Source organism: Kiritimatiellia bacterium (assembly GCA_025054615.1).
In the GTDB taxonomy this organism is placed as follows: domain Bacteria; phylum Verrucomicrobiota; class Kiritimatiellia; order CAIVKH01; family CAIVKH01; genus JANWZO01.
The window spans coordinates 122,288-139,990 of the sequence record JANWZO010000001.1; the positions used below are offsets into that span (position 1 = coordinate 122,288).

The 17,703-nt window shown below is 59.8% G+C and carries 16 protein-coding genes and 1 pseudogene; 9 read left to right on the plus strand and 8 right to left on the minus strand.

Annotated features, from left to right (window positions below):
* From NZ740_00595 to NZ740_00625, 7 genes and pseudogenes are all read right to left on the minus strand, one after another.
* Entirely contained in the window at positions 1–3,789 is a 3,789-nt protein-coding gene (locus NZ740_00595) for a hypothetical protein (GenBank protein ID MCS6770507.1), read from the minus strand.
* 131 nt (positions 3,790–3,920) lie between these two features.
* On the minus strand, positions 3,921–4,616 hold the full coding sequence (locus NZ740_00600) for a GspH/FimT family pseudopilin (GenBank protein ID MCS6770508.1): 696 nt from the start codon (positions 4,614–4,616) through the stop codon (positions 3,921–3,923).
* A gap of 131 nt (positions 4,617–4,747) precedes the next feature.
* Complete coding sequence (locus tag NZ740_00605; protein ID MCS6770509.1) at positions 4,748–6,862, minus strand: hypothetical protein; 2,115 nt, start codon at positions 6,860–6,862, stop codon at positions 4,748–4,750.
* Positions 6,859–7,755 (minus strand): prepilin-type N-terminal cleavage/methylation domain-containing protein, encoded by an 897-nt coding sequence (locus NZ740_00610; GenBank protein MCS6770510.1) that lies wholly within the window; start codon positions 7,753–7,755, stop codon positions 6,859–6,861. The genes NZ740_00605 and NZ740_00610 overlap by 4 nt, the downstream gene beginning before the upstream one ends.
* Positions 7,745–8,308, minus strand: coding sequence for a hypothetical protein (locus NZ740_00615; GenBank protein ID MCS6770511.1), 564 nt, complete (start codon positions 8,306–8,308; stop codon positions 7,745–7,747). Before NZ740_00615 ends, NZ740_00610 begins: the two co-directional genes overlap by 11 nt.
* A 395-nt stretch (positions 8,309–8,703) precedes the next feature.
* Positions 8,704–8,850: pseudogene (locus NZ740_00620) on the minus strand (prepilin-type N-terminal cleavage/methylation domain-containing protein).
* Positions 8,851–8,911: 61 nt separating this feature from the next.
* Entirely contained in the window at positions 8,912–9,463 is a 552-nt protein-coding gene (locus tag NZ740_00625) for a type II secretion system GspH family protein (protein MCS6770512.1), read from the minus strand.
* A 270-nt stretch (positions 9,464–9,733) separates the two neighbouring features.
* On the opposite strand from NZ740_00625, the gene NZ740_00630 reads away from it, so the two are divergent.
* The 9 genes from NZ740_00630 to NZ740_00670 all read left to right on the plus strand — a co-directional run bounded on the left by NZ740_00630 (position 9,734) and on the right by NZ740_00670 (position 16,648).
* Positions 9,734–10,195 (plus strand): divergent PAP2 family protein, encoded by a 462-nt coding sequence (locus tag NZ740_00630; GenBank protein ID MCS6770513.1) that lies wholly within the window; start codon positions 9,734–9,736, stop codon positions 10,193–10,195.
* Between the two features lie 66 nt (positions 10,196–10,261).
* Complete coding sequence (locus NZ740_00635; GenBank protein MCS6770514.1) at positions 10,262–11,230, plus strand: metal ABC transporter substrate-binding protein; 969 nt, start codon at positions 10,262–10,264, stop codon at positions 11,228–11,230.
* Positions 11,227–12,060 carry a metal ABC transporter ATP-binding protein gene (locus tag NZ740_00640; GenBank protein ID MCS6770515.1) on the plus strand — a complete coding sequence of 278 codons (834 nt, stop codon included), beginning with the start codon at positions 11,227–11,229 and terminating at the stop codon, positions 12,058–12,060. The genes NZ740_00635 and NZ740_00640 overlap by 4 nt, the downstream gene beginning before the upstream one ends.
* Positions 12,057–12,911, plus strand: coding sequence for a metal ABC transporter permease (locus tag NZ740_00645; protein MCS6770516.1), 855 nt, complete (start codon positions 12,057–12,059; stop codon positions 12,909–12,911). Before NZ740_00640 ends, NZ740_00645 begins: the two co-directional genes overlap by 4 nt.
* Before the next feature lie 40 nt (positions 12,912–12,951).
* Positions 12,952–14,148, plus strand: coding sequence for a class I SAM-dependent rRNA methyltransferase (locus tag NZ740_00650; protein ID MCS6770517.1), 1,197 nt, complete (start codon positions 12,952–12,954; stop codon positions 14,146–14,148).
* A 52-nt stretch (positions 14,149–14,200) separates the two neighbouring features.
* Complete coding sequence (locus NZ740_00655) at positions 14,201–14,413, plus strand: DUF4032 domain-containing protein (protein MCS6770518.1); 213 nt, start codon at positions 14,201–14,203, stop codon at positions 14,411–14,413.
* Positions 14,414–14,707: 294 nt separating this feature from the next.
* Positions 14,708–15,697, plus strand: a complete 990-nt coding sequence (locus tag NZ740_00660; protein ID MCS6770519.1) for a DUF1573 domain-containing protein — start codon at positions 14,708–14,710, stop codon at positions 15,695–15,697.
* A gap of 1 nt (position 15,698) precedes the next feature.
* Positions 15,699–16,181: a rhodanese-like domain-containing protein gene (locus NZ740_00665; protein ID MCS6770520.1), complete on the plus strand. Its 483-nt coding sequence runs from the start codon at positions 15,699–15,701 to the stop codon at positions 16,179–16,181.
* Positions 16,178–16,648 carry a DoxX family protein gene (locus NZ740_00670; GenBank protein ID MCS6770521.1) on the plus strand — a complete coding sequence of 157 codons (471 nt, stop codon included), beginning with the start codon at positions 16,178–16,180 and terminating at the stop codon, positions 16,646–16,648. The genes NZ740_00665 and NZ740_00670 overlap by 4 nt, the downstream gene beginning before the upstream one ends.
* Here NZ740_00670 and queG read toward each other — a convergent pair.
* Positions 16,643–17,686: a tRNA epoxyqueuosine(34) reductase QueG gene (gene queG, locus NZ740_00675; protein MCS6770522.1), complete on the minus strand. Its 1,044-nt coding sequence runs from the start codon at positions 17,684–17,686 to the stop codon at positions 16,643–16,645. The two genes, NZ740_00670 and queG, sit on opposite strands and share 6 nt — an antisense overlap.
* Between the last annotated feature and the right edge of the window lie 17 nt (positions 17,687–17,703).

Genomic DNA, 17,703 nt, shown 5'->3' on the forward strand with positions numbered 1-17,703 from the left:
TCATGGATGCGTGTATCGGAGGCGCAGGAACCAGTTGGTTTGCGCAGGGAGCGAGAACCAAATCGTGTTCGTGCCGCCCGAGAACGTCACGTTGTAAGGCGTGATCGGAGTCCAGACGGCGGGTTCCAGCGACGTTGTGAAGAACGGCGCCACATTCCAGGCGTTGGAATTGCCCGCGGCGATGACCGTGATATTCGTCCCCAGGATAATCCGTTGGATCCAGGCGTCCGGCGGGGGCAGGTTTGTCGGAGGCGTAGAGCCGAAAGTCTGATTGATGTTGGCATATCCCGGCGTCCGGCCGCCGGGGAAGTTGGTCCATGCAAAACCAGCGTAGTTCGTGGCCATTCCCGTCAAGCCGATGCTTTCGAACTGATCCCACCCATCGTCGTAGACGGGGACTTGGCTGAAGCCCGAAATCGGGCCGCCTATGCTGATTGCGTGCTCGAGGCCTCCGCCCTCGTTTAGCAGGCGAATACCAAAGTAATAGAATGCCCCGATCCGGTCGTTCAACGTCATGTTGCGGTTCGGCACATCGTCCGTCCCGAGAACCCAAAATCCGAACGGAAACGCGTTCGTGTTGAGCGCGTGGCCGTCGGGGATGACGTACTTGTATTGGACCGTATCAAGGAATCCCGTCGATGTCGTGACGATTTCGATGGACCAGCCCGACAAGTTGAACAGCGCGGGCCCGGCCAGCTCGATAAACTCGTTCTCGAAATCGGGCGCATGTCGGACTTCATTGATCCACACCTGGCCGGGTTTCGCGCGAGGCACCGCAAAGAAGGCGGGCGCGTTGCTTCCGCCGGGCGGGAAGAAACGCGGCGAAGTCGCCTCCGAACCGGGACCGCTGAATTGCGCTCGGATGAAGTACTGGACAACCGTACCGGTCGGATAGGGACCCAGCGTCGTTGTCGTCTGATATTCGGAAAAATTCGTCACGGCCATCGCCAGCGGCGTGAAGGCGCCATTGGTTCCGACTCGGAAAAACGCGGTCATGTTCGTGAGCTGGGCGCCATATACAGGCGAGACGACTGCCCAGAGTCTCACCGCGTCATTCGTAAATGGCGCCGCCGGGGTGTGGTAACCGGAAACGGCGACATCAGCGGGCAGCTGCGGATATCCGATAGAAATTTCGTCGATCAGCGCGCGGCCGGCGCCTGCCGTATGCAGAATACGCACGGAGGCGGGCCCGGGCACATTCAAGAGGCGCTGGAACAAAAGATAGCTGGGCGCATCGTTCGCGACGGTGATGTTGGTCACGACGATCCAAGTGACCCCGGCGTTTGTCGAATACTGAAGCTGCAGCGTAGGCGCCGTGTCGGAAGGCCATTTCGCATATCGGAACGAGACAACGCCGATCCCGTCCTGGAGCATGGGAGAAACGATGAAGTTGCCTGCGCCTACATTTAGGCGCAGGCTTTTCCCCGCATATGCATTATCCGGGTGGACCATGGCATTCGTTATGACCCAGCCTCGGAAGATATGAACTCCGTTTGAGTAGCCGCTTTTCTCTGGCCAATCCTCGAAGTCCTGCGTCCGCGACTCGAAGGGAATGCCAATTTCGATGTCATCGATAAGCAAATCCTGCGGTGGCTGCCCCCCAAAAACGACGCCCTGAACCGCGACGTCGTCTAGCGCGATGTTTCCGCTGGCCTTTAGCGTGTAGACGAATCGCAACTTGGATAGATTCGTAGACAAAGGAATCGTGTAGGTCGCGGCGCCGGAAATCGCGGTGAAGGTTTGAACCGTTGTCCAGCTCGACCCGACCAGCCCCAACACATCGAACCGATAACTGCCCGACAACGACTGGTTGCGCATCCAAAATTGAAGATTTGTCGGATTCACCAGCGAAGGCGTTTCGATGAAATCCCCTGTGTCGTCGAAACGAATCGATGGCGGTGACTGACCAGAGCTGGATGCCGTTGTATAAACGCCAACTCCTGAAAAAACCCAGCCGGGCGGCGCCGTCGGCGCGCTGTCAAACCCTTCCTGGATCAGCAGGGATGAAAAGGTGCCGGATGGAGTAGAGGTGCTGGCATTTACAAGCCGCACATACCTAGGTTGTGTCTGATAAAAGTAAAGGGAATACGGCTCCCAGGAGATGTGCGAGAGATTTGAGATTCCGGCAATTGTCGTCCATACGGACCCATCAATGGACTCCTGGACGTGCAGCTCAGCCGGCGCGCCACCATGGGAACCCCTCGCCAACTGGAAAGATATTTCGCCATATCCATTGGAGAAGAGCGGCGAGCGGATGAAGTTAAACTGGTTTGACCGACCGGGCAGCCGAGCGCTTGGCGCGACGAAGGCCCCGGCATAAATCATGGCGCCAGTGTTTAGCTGCCATCCGTTTAACTCACGGAAACCGGCGTTGGTCCACGCGGCGTTCGTCCATGCGGAAAAATCCTGGAATCGAAGGTCTGGCGACGATTCCGAAATTTGGATGTTATCCAGAAGCAAGGAATTCGTCCCCGCAAGAACGCGGACCTCGAGATACTTTTGGGCCGGATCGTTGATATTCACCGAAAATGTCTGAAAATTTTGGTTTGCAATATTTATTAGCAAGGCGACGGCGCTGAAGTTCACGCCATCCGGGCTCAGGCGGACCTCCGCAGACAAATTGTCTGTCGGATCGTTGTTGGGGTCATTGAAGCTTGTTCGATAGACGAACGAGACGCGGCCGATTCCCTGGTCAAAGCGGGGGCTCCGAATGGATCCGCCGTTGCGCAGCGCGAGGGAGGGCGGATCATACGCGAGGTTCGTTTGCGCCACCATGTGGGCATTGGTGGCGACCCACCCTCCTCGTACAAGAGTGCCCGTTCGATTGAACGTCCAGCTCGAGAAGAACTGGGCCGGCCGCGGGACCGGCCGCATGAATACGTCGTCGATCTGGAGGGATCCTTTCGGACCGGCCCCGCTGACGTCTACGACCACCCTCGCCCATGCCGCGTTGGACGGGGCGGCAGCCCGGAATCTAACCTGATTCCAGTTTTCAGCGACAAACGGGATGTTCGTCGACGATTCTGCAAGTAACGGTCCGAACTGCGGACCGTAGAATTCGATTTTAAGTCGCTGCACAGAGGCGGTCCAAGGCCCGTAATTCGTATTGCTCGACCCGTCCATCCAGAACCATGCGGAGGCTTCGTAATCGAAATCGCGTCCTCCCGGGGCGTCCTGCCAAATGCCGCCGAAGGCGGGTCCGATGTACTGAAGGTGGAAGGGACTCACATAACGCCAATCCCGACGACCCGTGTTTCCCCACCAGCCGCCGTAAGTCATCGCCGGTCGATAATTCCACGCGAACGAAAGACCGTTATCACCGAGGTCGGCCAGTTCGAAGGTTCCGTTTCGGATCAGATTGCCGCCGGCGGGTCCGTCATACATGGGCGTCAAGTAGCGGACCTCGTACACCTTGGACAACTCATGGAAACGAAAGCGGTAATAGCCCTCAATAACGTTTGTGAAGGTGATATCCGCGCCAAACACATTGGTGAGATTGGCCGTCCCCGTCAGGACACCATACAGGGGAATCGAGGAGGTCACGGCGGCGCCCCAGTCGGTTCCCCATGCGCCGTTAGGCACGAACTTGAATCGGTTGGCCGACCGATCGCCGATGAAGAAAACCCCTTCCCAGACATGATTGGAAATCAAATAGAGGTTGTTTGCGCCGGGATTCCAACCCTGCCATTCACCGGCCACTGTCATCGACGAGTAGATTGAGGTCTGAGCCTGAGAAAGCCCGACTGGCAACAGCGTTCCGATCGCAAGGATTAGCAGGCATCGCCGCATCGTGGTCACCACTTGATTAAAGTACACTGGAGAAAGACCTTTGCGAATGGTCAGACCGCTGATTGACCCGTTCGATTCCGACAGCCGGGGCTCTGGCGAGAACCGACGCGAAGGAACCTCCCCGCCACTTGTTACAATTGGCTGCAATCATACGTGCGGAGGACGCCCGTCATCGGATTGACAGCAATCCGCCAGACTACCGGGTTGTCCTTCCACACAATGTTCACCACTCGTCCGGCGAGGCCTTCGAGCGCGACTCCTTCCGCGAGATAAAAATCAAAGTCTACAAACGTTCCACCGGCATTCTCCTGCGCCCATCCTTGGGGCGAAAATCGAAGAGCATTCAGGTTTTTGGTCGTCGACCCGGCAGTTGGAAATGGGATAGCCTGAGACCCGCTGTAAATCGTAGAGCTTCGGAAGACATTTCGGGAGGGATTGATGCATCCACCGGTCCGATTGGATGCCAGCGCGGAATTGTAGTTATCCACGAAATAGACGCCGAGAGGCAGGTACGTCCAATCCTTGATATAGCCCCGATTTCGGGTGTACACAGCATAGGATCGGAGCGCTTTCGCATATTCATTCGTCGGCAGCCCACTGTAGACAGCGGAAAAATCGTCGGGCAAAACGACGAAGACGTCTTCCCGGTTTGCGATCGCCCATTGGCGGGCCAGCCCCAAAGTCGAACGCAACTCATTGAGAGCGGCGCGCATCTTGCCACCGCGCCCGATATCTTCGAACCGCGGAATGGCGACGGCAAAGATGATGGCTATGATGCCCATGACAATCAGCAACTCCGCCAGCGTGAAACCGGCGCGCTGCTTCATATTATGACACCGAACACCCATTAGCAGACTCTCAAATCAATCGTTGGGAATCCACCAACACAAAATCTATACTACACCGTCGGGTCCAAAACGGCGAACCCAAATCTGGCATAGCGCTGCGTATGGGCATATTACAGCCATCGGAAAAATCTTAGTAAAATCCTACAGGGGTCGTTCTCGGCCGTATCTTCGACTTCCGGATCTCGCCAAACAGTGGCGATGGCTCGCGCATCGGCCCCGACTGTGCCGGCAGGTGTGAGCGATTGCGCGAACAGATAGATATTGAACATGTTCTGACGATAGCTGAAAAGTTCGGCGGCGTTCCGCACGATCGCTTCTCGAATCGCGTCATTGGTCAACACCGGCGAGGCGAGCTGACCGTTGAGAGCCGCGAGAAAGTTTATGTCGAATGCGCCGATCAGCGAAATCGACCTGTTGACATCCTGATTTGCGTTCTCATTCAAAACATTAGCGCCCAAGGTACGGGCAGCCGCCACCGTGACGGTGCTTCCGCCGCCGCCCGGATAATTTTCAAGGGGCAGGGCAAAAAATGCGGCTGCCAAAGCATTGGTGTCCGTTGAATTCACGTTGATCAGAGCCCGTCGCACGGAGCGGTTGGTTGCGGCGGTAAAATGGTCAAGAACGGGATGAAGACGATTGAGGGGCGGCGCTCTGTATAAAGCAATGGTCCGCCACGGCTCGCCGACGGAAAGAAATCCCAGCTCACCCACGCTTCCAACCCCCAGACCGGGTTTAGGCTGGTCCAGCGGAAAATCGCGGACATACATGATCGACGGCCCTTCGTTCCCAGTCGCGTTGCTGTTCAGCCGGCCCGGTGTCGCAGCGGACGCCACCGTGAGGGCCCAGTTGGCGGGATCGTGATTCAACCGCGGGTCGATTACGGACAAGCTTGCAATTTGTGGGCTGGCGCTGCTGCCGGGCGGTGGCGCGCGAACCGTCACCCGTGTGTTCGGCAGCCGCGCCGAATCATGTCGATTTCCCAGAAGGTCCACGGCGAGGCGTGAATTCACCTCAACCTGAATATTTACCGTGGCAGGCAGTCCGGCCGAAACGTTCGTCTGTTTCTGCCAGACAAACGTTGTTTGCTGAAACGAATTCGGGGTATGCGGCTGAATCGCCATCGGGACCGCCGAGACCAAGTCTGCCGAGGGGTTAATCGCCAGCTCCGGAACATTAATATTCACCACGTTGATGATCGGCGAACCTTGCGGCACCAGTTGTGCGGCTGGAAACGACCGGTCTCCAAAGGGAAACCACGTTTCGACCGTCATGTAGAGTCGGTGCGTGTACTGCGTCACGCCTCCAACCACCTGCCGGGTCACGGAGTTGGAAAAAATCACCTCATTCACCATCGGCACAGCTTCGGTGCAAAAGCTGTCAAGGTCGCGAGGGATCGAATCTGTATCGACGTAATCCAATAGATTGGAAAAGACCATATTCGGGTTGGGTATGCCGCAGGCATTGAATGCCGAGACAATGGACGACTCGCGGCTCTGCAAGGCGGCTGCGTCCCCAGCAAGAGAAATTTTGGGAGTGCCGTTCGTTGAAAAATCTGCGCCAAAACGCGAAAATGTTGCAAACGATTGGACCGGTCGGTTGGTAAAAAGGCTATTTCCGGACACGCCCGCGAGATAGTAAAGCTCCGCCGTGCTTTCAAAGCGCCGCCACTCGTTGGACCGGCCATTGAGGAACGCCTGAAGATTTCGGATCTCCGGCAAAACCCCCAGTTGGATTTCTCGGCCGTCTAATCCCCGGCCACGCGGCCTTGTCCCGGCCAGGTTCGCATCCACCTTGCCTGAGATATCGACCGCGATATATCCGACCCTCCCCACAATCGTGGTGCCGACCTGGACATTTTCCATGCGAAGGACATTCGGCAACTGATTCGTCAGCGATGCGGGTACATACAGGCGGGAATGCAGGTCCGGGAGCGGGTTGGTAATGGCGGGCGTGCCGGCAGTCAGCGTAAAAACGTCCCACGGGGGGTACATAAAGCTGTTATTGGCCAAGTCCGAGTCGATGGCTTGGAGGGCGCGGGCAAGCGCCACATGGACAAGCTGGCGCGCGCGAACGGTCTCTGCGAACGAGCTTGTCGCCAGGCGCTCGACCCGCATCGTGACGATCAGGCTGACCGCCAACACAGCAAGGACAGCGAGGAAGCCCAACACCACAACAAGGGCCATGCCTTGTTTGCCGGCGCACGGTTTCTCACACACGCTTTTCATGGATATGCGTGGTCAAAGTAGCCGAACTTGTTCGGGAAGAAAATTCGCTGATAGTGGCGCCGTACGGCCGATTCAACGAATTGCACGGTCGTCGGATGGTTAGGTCCGACCGTTGCCGCCAACTGCGCGGCTCGGATCGCATCTGCTTCGCTCAACGTTTCGAGGTAAATATCCATGCAGAACAAGGGCTGTGTATCCCGTGAATCCCAGTCGAAGACGCGAGTCCCTCTCTCATCAGCGTACGCAAAAATTTCAAAGGTGCGCACATTTTCGAGCAACAAATGGTCCCGCCGCTTTTGCAGGACGGTGGTCCCATCCATCCAATCTAAACCTCCGCTTCCGCCTGCATAAGGGAAAGCTGCCCCCGTGTTTGTGATGTTGCGGTAGTTCTGCCAGAGCGCGAAGCGATAAGGGGCGTTCGGAGGGGCATCTGTGAGACCTTCGTAATTCTCTACGAAGTAGCACCTCATCACCGACTCCCGCGGAGGCCGCCCCGAACCGGTCACATTGTTTGCAGAGATCAGCCAGATTTCATCGGCCCCCTCCAGGCCAAATACGTCGGGCGTCGTGTTAGCCTCGTACCGCATCGACAGCAGCGCGTTCGTGTTATACGCCGCAGCTTCAAAAAGGGCCTGGCTGATCTCGCGAGCGAGAAAGTCCATCACCGCGCGGGCCGCCGCATCGCGCTCCGCCTGCTTGATCGTATCCTGATACGCGCGGCTGGACGAGGCATAGATCCGGCCCATGGCCAGCACAATCAGGACGAGAATCACCACGGACGCAAGCATTTCGATGAGGGTAAAGCCGGCAACCGCACGGTTACCTCGAGCGGATTGCGCACCCTCAGCCCACCCTTGATGGATTCGTTCCCCCCCTGACGTTCTAGAAACCATGGTCGAAGACTTCTGTGACAAATCGATACGGGTTGTTGGTTATGCCGTATTCGCCCGGCCAAACCTCAAGACTCAGTACGCGGCGACGCGCACTCGGGGACGTCATCGTCAGCCGATACCTCAAAGCATGATCATATTGCTCCCACGAGTACGGCAAAGGGGGCGAAGAATCATTCAGCCACTTCTCTCGGGTCGACGCGGCAACGAACAACTGTGTGCGGATCTGACCGTCCGCTCGAACAACCAATCCAGTCGAGTATTTCCAGAAAACGTCGGTGCCAAACGATGGATTGCTAATCGTCACCGGCGCAACGGGTCGATAGGTCGGAAGGTCAGACCACGCCACATTGGTGCTCCACGCCGCAGCCAGATATGTGTTGAACACCGCATCGGCGAAAAAGGCGGCATAGGTCTCGTCCGATGCGCGTTTACCCTGGTCCATTGCCGTCGGCAACAGCGCCAGAACCGCCGAGAGGCCGATACTCACGACGAGCAAGGCAAGCGCCGTCTCGACGAGCGAAAATCCTTCTGAACGTTGGAATCCTTTCGCCATTCTTACTGGAACGAGTACACGTTGTCCGCCGTCGTGTTCATCTGGCGGTCCGGACCGGCGCTGAAAGCAACGCCCGGAGCAAACACCGAATTTGTACCCATCGGACCGCCCGTATTCGTAATGCGCCCGTCATAGTTGTTGTCCATCGCCGCGCCGAATTGAGTCCCCCAAGCATCGATGAAGGTCCCGTCCGTCGCGCCGCCGGGAACCTCGAGAAAAATGATTTTCCGAGGGTTGTTGGTCGTCAGCCTCGCAAAGACGCCCCGCGCGTCCGCGTCGAGATAATTGCGGTCCGCAATCCCCTGATGATTGTCGGGCAGAGGCAATTTCGAATATTCCTGAAAGTACGCGCGTATGGCATTTTCAATGCTCTTCGCGTCGGTCTGCACGCGCGCACGCCTGGCCCGCTCCATCGATGATTGCAACGCCGGCATGAGAATCCCCACTAGGATGCCAATAATGGCAATGACAACCAGCAACTCAATGAGCGTGAACGCGTTGCCGAAGCCGCGACAATGTGGGAATCGATTCATGGTATCCATCTCCGAATCTTAGATTACACTAGATATTTATGAGGGTTGATCGAAATCGGCGGGAGGTCCTCTAAAAGTAGCCCACCCCCGACTCGATATCGTCCGCGGCGTTGGTAAGATTCGGGCCGGACGACCAAATCCGATACGCAAACGGCATCGCCGCCGAATTCGAATAGTAGTAGCCCTGGCCCCAAGGGTCGACGAGTCGGAGGTCTTTGACGTAATTCGACATTGCGCTCGCAAACGTCACGCCGGATACCGAGATGTTGGTCACCGGCCCCACAAGTGAGCCGCTAGCCGGCCCAAAATATCGGCCATGTTGTATCCGATACTCCTCCAACGCCGCCTTGATCATCTCCATATCGGCGATGGCCCGGCTTAACGCAGCCTTCCGGTTAGAAAAATTGGAGACGCCGATAACAATACCGATAAGGACCGCAATGATCGCCGCGACGACGAGCATCTCCACCAGCGTGAAGGCGTCGGTTCGCCGAGCAGACGGCCACTCTTGGCCCCGTCGGCCCGCGGTCCTGGCCGCGTTGCGCCCACCCGATTCGCACGCAGCGGACGGGAACGACGGCGCGGCGGATAGCGGTCCGTCGGATATACTTCGATTTTTCATATCCCGCTTTCGAATCGAAATTTGAAATGTTTACAAAATTCGAACATACACGGGGTTTTCGACGAGGGAAAGCAAGAAGATGCCCCCAAGCGCACGCCGTCCATCCCTGCGAGGCTTGGCTTGCCGACCAAACGGATCTCGTATTGCCGCGCATCGGCTAGCATCGTCCCCCGGATAAATCCTAAACCGTGGTACGAACCCCTCATAATTTCGAAATGCGAGCGCCGAATTGGGGTTTCCCCTCGCCGGTGGGGGCCGTAAACTCGAACCATGGATACGTGGTGGGCACAACTTGGGCGTAATCTGCCACTCTGGTCGGGTGTCGCCGCTTGGGCGATCGCCCAGGCGATCAAAATGGCCCTTGCCTGGCGGAAGACGCGCGAATTCGATTTCCGATATTTTGTAAGCACGGGCGGGATGCCCAGCGCCCACTCCGCGTTTGCCTGCGCGCTGGCCACTTCCGCCGGCCTGCATTCGGGATTCGATTCTCCCGTATTCGCGATCGCGGCTGGTTTTGCGATCATCGTGATGTTTGACGCGCAGAGCGTCCGCCGAGCGGCCGGCCTACAGGCGCGGCTTCTGAACCAGATCGTCGAGGAACTCTTCAAGGAACACCATCTCTCGGGCCAAAAACTCGCGGAACTGCTCGGCCACACGCGGCTCGAGGTCTTTTTCGGCATGCTGCTCGGCATCGCCGTGGCCGTCGCCCTGTACCACGCGCGCGGCGGTTAGCGGATCGCGCATGAATTCGAAAAAGGTTGCGCGGAGATACACGCCCACCTAATCTGTTTGATAATTATGTATCAATTAGTAATCGCCCTCGTTGCCGCTGCTGTCGCACTCACGCCCGCTTCGCGCGCTGATGCGCAGTCCTCCGGACTCCGTATTGTCGCGACAACGCCCATCCTCGCTGACGTCGCGAAGGTGATCGCGGGAGATCGGGCCAATGTGGAAACTCTGTTTCCGGCCGACGCCGACCCGCACGCCTTTGAGCCGGGTCCCCGCGATGCTGCGCGCCTCGCACGGGCAGACCTCGTCGTCGTCAACGGACTGGGATTGGAAATCTTCCTCGAAAAATTCCTTGAAGCCGGAAAAGTGGATCCCGGCCGCCTCGTGGTCGCTTCGGAAGGCCGGGTCCCGCGCACGGCCAGCGATGATCCCGAAGGACACGGGGAAGCCTGTGAACATGATCATGAGCACGGGCACGAACATCCTCATGAGCATGGACCTGTTGATCCTCATGTATGGCTGGATCCGGAGTGGGTCGCGCACTGGGCGCGCCGCCTGGCCGAATCGTTCGCCGCGCGCGATCCGGCGGCTGCCGCTGGCTATACGAGCCGATGCGAACAGTTTGTTGAAGCTCTCGCAGAGCTGGACAAGGAGATTCGTTCGCTTTTCGAACCGATTCCTGCCGAGAAGCGCGTCCTGGTGACCGATCATAACACGTTTGGATATTTTGCAGAACGCTACGGCGTGCGCGTCATCGGTCACATATTGCCCAATATCTCCACGATTTCCGAAATCTCCGCGCGGGATCTGGCCGCGCTCCAAAACGCCATGCGCGAGGCCGGCGCGCGGGTGATCGTTGCCGAGGAGACCGAGAATCCGGCCCTCGCCCAGCGCGTCGCGGAGGACGTCGGCGCGCACCTCGTCCTCGTGCGGACGCACACTTTGGGACCACCGGGAAGCGGCACGGATTCGTACATTGGGCTTATGCGCACGCTCGCTGAGCGTCTCGCGAAAGCCTGGCAGGCGGATAGGCCGTGAACACAACACCAGTTCGTCAGCCGTTGATCTTCCGCCATGCCGCGCACAATTCAGGCGCACCAGCGGTCGAAACGCGGGACCTCACGGTTCGATTTGGAACCCTGACGGCGCTTGAAAAGGTCTCATTTGCCGCACGGCCCGGTGAGCAAGTTGCCATCATCGGCCCCAACGGTGCGGGAAAAACGACCTTGTTCCACGCGATTGCCGGCCTGCTGGAGCCCGACGAGGGGGCCGTGTCCGTCTTCGGACACCCGCCCGACCGCCACGCCTGCATCGCATACCTCACGCAGCGGAGCCACGTTGATTGGCACTTCCCGGCCACCGTTCGCGATGTGGTGTTCATGGGCCGCTTGCGGCACATCGGATTGTTTCGTCGGGCCGGACCGGCCGACGCCGAGCGGGTCGACCGCTGCCTCGATCTCGTCGGATTAACCCCTTTGGCCGATCGCCGAATCGACGAGTTGTCTGGCGGCCAGCAGCAGCGCATGTTTATCGCCCGCGCCCTCGCCCAAGAGGCGGCGGTTTTGCTGCTCGACGAACCATTCAATGGACTCGATGCCCAAACGGCCCGCGACCTTCTGCAGATCCTGCAAGAATCGGCACGGCAGGGCGTGTGCCTGTTGGTTTCCACGCACGATCTGGACCTGGCCTCCGACCACTTCGAGCGCGTCGTGCTCATCAACCGTCGGATCATCGCCGACGGCCGGCCCGACAAGGTGTTCCGGGCTGAAAGCCTCGCGGCGGCTTTTGGCGGTGCGGCCCACCTCATACGGGCCGCGGATGGAACGGTGGTCGTCAACACGCTTTGCTGCGGAGGTCTTTCCCCATGACCGACCTTTGGTCGGCCCTCGCAGAGCCGTTTCAGTACGCGTTTATGCAGCGCGCTTTCGCTGCCGCCGCGCTGGTGGGTGTGGTCTGCGCGGTTCTGGGCACCTTTGTCGTGCTCCGGGGCATGGCCTTCATGGGCGATGCCCTGTCACATGCGATTCTGCCCGGCGTCGCAGCCGGCTATCTCCTGCATGGCGGCGACCGCGGACCGCTGTTCTGGTGGGCGCTGGGGGCGGCTCTTGTCTCCGCGTTCGGCATCGGCGCCATCTCCCGCGGAGCACGTCTTCGCGAAGATACGGCGATTGGCATCATCTTTGCCGGGATGTTTGCGCTCGGAATCGCAATGGTGTCCACCACGCGCAGCTACGCCACCGATGTCACCCATATCCTGTTCGGAAATATTCTCAGCGCCGGGCCCGCCGACCTTAGTCGGATGGCCGTATTTGGCGCGCTCGCCCTCGGGACGGTCGCACTGCTCTACAAGGAGCTCGTCACGTACACTTTTGATCCCCTCTTTGCAGCAACCCTCCGCCTTCCCGTGCGCCTGCTCCATTATCTCCTGCTTGCGCTCCTGGCCATCGGGGTAGTCCTCGGGCTGCAGACGGTCGGCGTGGCGCTGATCATTGCCCTCCTGGTCACGCCGGCGGCCGCGGCATCGCTAATTACGCGCCGCCTGCCGGCCCTCATGGCGGTGGCAGCGGCCGTCTCGGTCGCATCCGGCGTGGCCGGCTTGTACATCTCCTACTACACGGGAATCGCGACCGGGCCTGCGATCGCGTTGATTTGCACAGTGGCATTTCTGATCGCTTTCGCCTTCACGCGCTCCCGGCGCAGCCGAACCACGTCGCGCTGATCCGCAAGACGAGCGCCTTGCCAGATGGTATAGTGCGGCGATGATCGAAATCCGGCTGAAACCCGATCGCGAGCGCCCCGTCCTTCACGGCCATCCCTGGATCTTCTCCGGCGCGGTTGAGGCATGGTCCGGCGCGGACAAAGGCCCCGGTCCGGCGGAGGTCTATTCGCATCGGGGCGATTGGATCGCTCGGGGCTGGGCGCATCCGCGTTCCACCCTCGCCGTACGGATCCTCACCCGCTCGCGCGAGGAACCCATCGGCGAGGACCTCATTGCGGACCGGCTCGATCGCGCGCTCGACCTGCGCGAACGACTGTTTGGGCCCGTCGGCCTCGACGGCGATACCAACGCCTACCGACTCATATTTTCGGAATCGGACGGCCTTTCCGGACTCATCATTGACCGCTACGCGGACACACTGGCCGTTCAGATCGGAGCGGCCGCATGGACGCCTTGGCTGCCCTTCATTCGCGAACATCTCGCCGCGCGCACGGGAATTCGCCGTTTTTACGCCTCTGCTGATCCCGATGCGGTCGATCGGGAGGGGCTCGATCCGCGCGCCATCGAGTCGGCCGGTCTTCATGCGCCAGCCGTCGCGCGGATCCGCGAGTCCGGATTTGAATACGACGTCGACCTCGTCAGCGGCCAGAAAACGGGGTTTTACCTCGACCAGCGCGAATCACGACGCCGCGTCGCCCCTTTCGCTCGGGACGCGGATGTGCTGAGCGTCTACTGCTACACCGGCGCCTTCGAGATCCACGCTGCCGCCGCCGGAGCGCGCTCAATCCTTGGCATCGACGCCTCCAGGGTTGCCATCGATCGCGCGCAGGCTCATCATGCACTAAATCGCCTCAACGTGCCCGCCTCGTACCGCGAGGGCGATGCGCCCACCCTTTTACGCCGCCTGCGCGACGAGGCGCGCTCGTTCGACCTTGTAATTCTGGATCCACCCCGCTTTGTGGCCAGTGAACGCCAGATCGAAAAGGGTCTTCGCGCCTACAAAGACATCAACCTGCTGGCCTTGAAGCTGCTGCGCCCCGGCGGCATCCTTGCGACCTTTTCCTGCTCGGGCTGGGTCAAACTCGACAACCTCCGACTTGCGCTCGCCTGGGCCGCCACCGACGCCGGCCGGGAGGTGCAAATTTTGGAAACGCTCGCCCAGCCGCCGGACCACCCCGCCCTGCTCTCCTTTCCGGAAAGCATCTACCTGCACGGCCTGATCGCCCGCGCCGTTTGACAAGGGGGCGTACCCGCAGTAACGATATCTTTGGGGTTCGACGGGGTGCAGCATGGGCAATCACCGGCCTACCCATGATGAGGACGAGGCCCGCAGATTTGAGGAGTGGGCCAAGAACACGGCCCTGTTCCGCCACTGGCGAGACCTCAAGGAGGACATTCTACGCCACAAGTGGTTTGAAAGTGAACGGGCCGGTCGGGACGTCGGCTGGGATCGAGCATTCGTCGACTACAATCTGAAAATCCGCCGCAAGAAAAAGCCCTAAGAAGGCGGCGCTTTATTCACACCGTTCGTGGCGACGACCGGGCGCTTGAATAGATTATCCAAATAAAAAATGAGGATACGCCGTCGACCATCCGGTCACAGATTTCCATGGTATGGAAAATAGACCTCGAGGAGCTTCCATTCCATGGAATTTCCACACCATGGAGAAATCACCGGTTTCCATGTCAATCAGACTGACGGGTTGTCCTACCAGACGGCTCGCGTCTCCCGTGCATTCATCCCTCGCTGCCGGCGACGGATTGAACGCAATCCGGAATTTTGTATCTTAATACGTATGAATTCAATTCGCCTTCATTTTCTCCTGCCCACTTGCCTCGGCGCGTGGATGGCCATTGCCGCCGCGCAGGATGCCATACCTCATCGTCCGAAACTGGTCTGCGATGAACCCGAATACGATTTTGGCACGGTGGACTCATCGACGGTTGTCGATCACACGTTCACGATCCGCAACGAGGGAACACTGACACTGGAGATTACGCGGGTGCACGCCTCCTGCGGCTGCACCGTCGCAAGCATCTCAAGCCAACAGATTCCGCCGGGCGGTGAATCCAAGATTTCGGCGCGCCTGTCCCTGCAGGGACGCAGCGGACCGCAACAGAAGACCATCCTCATCGAATCGAACGATCCGGATCGCCCGCAGTTCGTGCTCACGATGCGGGGCGTGGCCGGCTCGGCGCTGAATGTCGCGCCACAGTCAATCTTGGACCCGCGCGTCGCCCCCGGATCCACGCCCCGCGGAAACGTAATCATTTCCAGCGGTGATGGGGCCGAGTTCGCGATTCGCTCGGTGGAATCCACATCGGAAAAGCTGCGCGCGTCGGTGCAAACGCTAGAAGATCGAAAGGCGTACCGGATCGATGTCGAGCTCGCCGAGCCGCTGGAGAGCGGATCTTTTTCCGCCCGGCTGGTGGTCCAGACCGACCATCCGAAACGGCCGACGGTGGAAATTCCCGTGGGCTTCATCGTGGTTCGGGAAGTGATCGTCGCGCCTCGTGAAATTGTGTTCGACCAGGAGGGATCCGATCCTGTCAGCCGATTCGTGCTGGTACGGAACGCGGACGGATCGCCGGTTGAATTGGATGGCATCGAACCTCCGGACGGCAGCGTGATGGTGACGACGCAACCCTTCGGGGCGAATGGCATTCGCGTGCTATTGAGGAACCTGGTGCCGTCCCGTGAAATGAATGGCCGCGTGTTGCGCATTCACGCGCGCCATGCAGCTCCGATTGAAGTGCCCATCCGCGTCCAGGGCGCGGGCAGTTGAGATGGCGATCTGCCGTCTCCCGTTATGGCAGCAGATGGTGTGGCTGGCCGCAGCCACCCTCGGGCTGGGGACGGCAGCTCAGGTGTTCTCGCCGACTCGTATACCATGGCGGGAAAACTGGTCCGATCGCGTCCAGACCCGCGCGCTGCACGCCGGGTTGATGCTCGCCGACACCGAACAAATGCGCGCCCTGCTGGCGGAGGGTTCGACGATCGTTTTTGACGCGCGCTCGCTCAGAGACTACGAAGCCGGCCACATCCCTGGAGCCCTGCCCTTTCCCGAAGCCCGTCGGTTTGAGTACTATCCGGATTACGCCAACCTTCTGCCGCCCGACCAACGGATCGTGGTCTATTGCTCCGGGCGCACCTGCGATGAATCCCTTCGTCTCGGCCTGTTTTTGCGCGAGCACGGGCACACGAATCTCGTGCTCTATCTCGGCGGGTTTTCCGAATGGCAGGCAGCCGGCCTGGATGTCGCGCGATGAACCCAACATCCCATCCATTGAAAGGCTGGCAAAAGGTGATGGGCGTGGTCTGCCGACTGTTCGTCGCGGCCATATTTGCCTATGCGGCATGGCCCAAACTCCGGGACCCGGGACTGTTCGCCGAAGCTGTATATCGATATCACCTTCTTCCCGATGCACTGGTCAATCTCGTGGCGATTTATCTGCCCTGGCTGGAAGCCGTATCTGCGCTTGCGCTGATTGCCATACCTCGGCTGCGTGCGGGTGCGCTCGCGTGGTGCTCCGCCCTGCTGCTCATCTTCATTTTCGCAATGGCGGTGAACCTTATCCGGGGTGTTGACATCACCTGTGGCTGCTTCTCGGTGTCGGGCGGCGAGGCCATGTCGTGGATAAATATCTTCCGCAACATCGGGTTGTTGGCCCTAGCCGGCATAGCGTGGCGCTGGGATCCCGCGACAGACCCCGGCGCTGGGGCGCCCCGGTCATAATTCGCGGAGCCGCGAAAGCGCCCAGGCGGCGTGTTCCGCAATGATGGGATCCGGATCCGAGGCTGCCCGTTCGAGGGCGGGGATGGCATCGCGGCAGCCCGAATTGCCGAGCGCCACGCAGACATTCCTCACGAAGCCCCGGCGTTTCGCCCGCGGAATGGGCGTGCCGCGATATCGGGCGCGGAATTCCGCCTCATCCCATGTGATTGCGTCCGTCAGGCGCGGGGCAAACCTCTCCGGGTCAAACGCAAGGAATCGCGCGCGGCCAGGCCGAGAAAACCGGCGAACCCAGGGGCACACCGCCTGGCAGTCGTCACAGCCGTAGATCCAGTTTTTCATCAACGGCCGCAACTCAACGGGAATGGAACCGCGGTGTTCGATGGTCAGATAGGAAATGCACCGGCGGCTGTCGAGCACGTACGGCGCGGGCAACGCATGTGTGGGGCAAATTTCGAGGCAACGTTGGCATCGTCCGCAAGTGCCAAGCCGTTCCTGGCCGGGGAGGTCCGGCTCCAGCTCTAGTTCCAAAAGAATCTCGCCGAGAAACAGATAGGAGCCGAAATTCGGGTGGATCACCAGCGTGTGCTTCCCGATGAACCCGACCCCCGCCTGCTCCGCCCAGGATCGTTCGAGGATCGGGCCCGTGTCCACATAGGCGCGATGGGCGACCGGACGCCCAGCCTCAGACTCGATCCACGCCGCCAGCTCGCGAAGCCGAGGCAGCATCTCGTCGTGGTAGTCGAGGCCCCAGGCATAACGCGCGATCCGGCCTCGCAGCGGATCACCCCACATCTCCGGCGGAGGGTCTTCGACGTAATAGGAGAGGCCAACTACGAGAATTGACCTAACAGACGGGAGGACTCGGGATGGGTTGATCCGCCGATCGGGGTCGCGGGCAAGCCACGCCATCTCCGCATGCCGCCCGTGCGCCAGCCATTCGAGAAAGCGGTCCCCCGTTGGGGCGGAGCCTGCCGCCGCTATTCCCACGGCGTCGAAACCGATTTCGAGCGCGCGTTCCTTGATTCGCTCGGCGTCCACGCCGTTGCCGCCCTCGT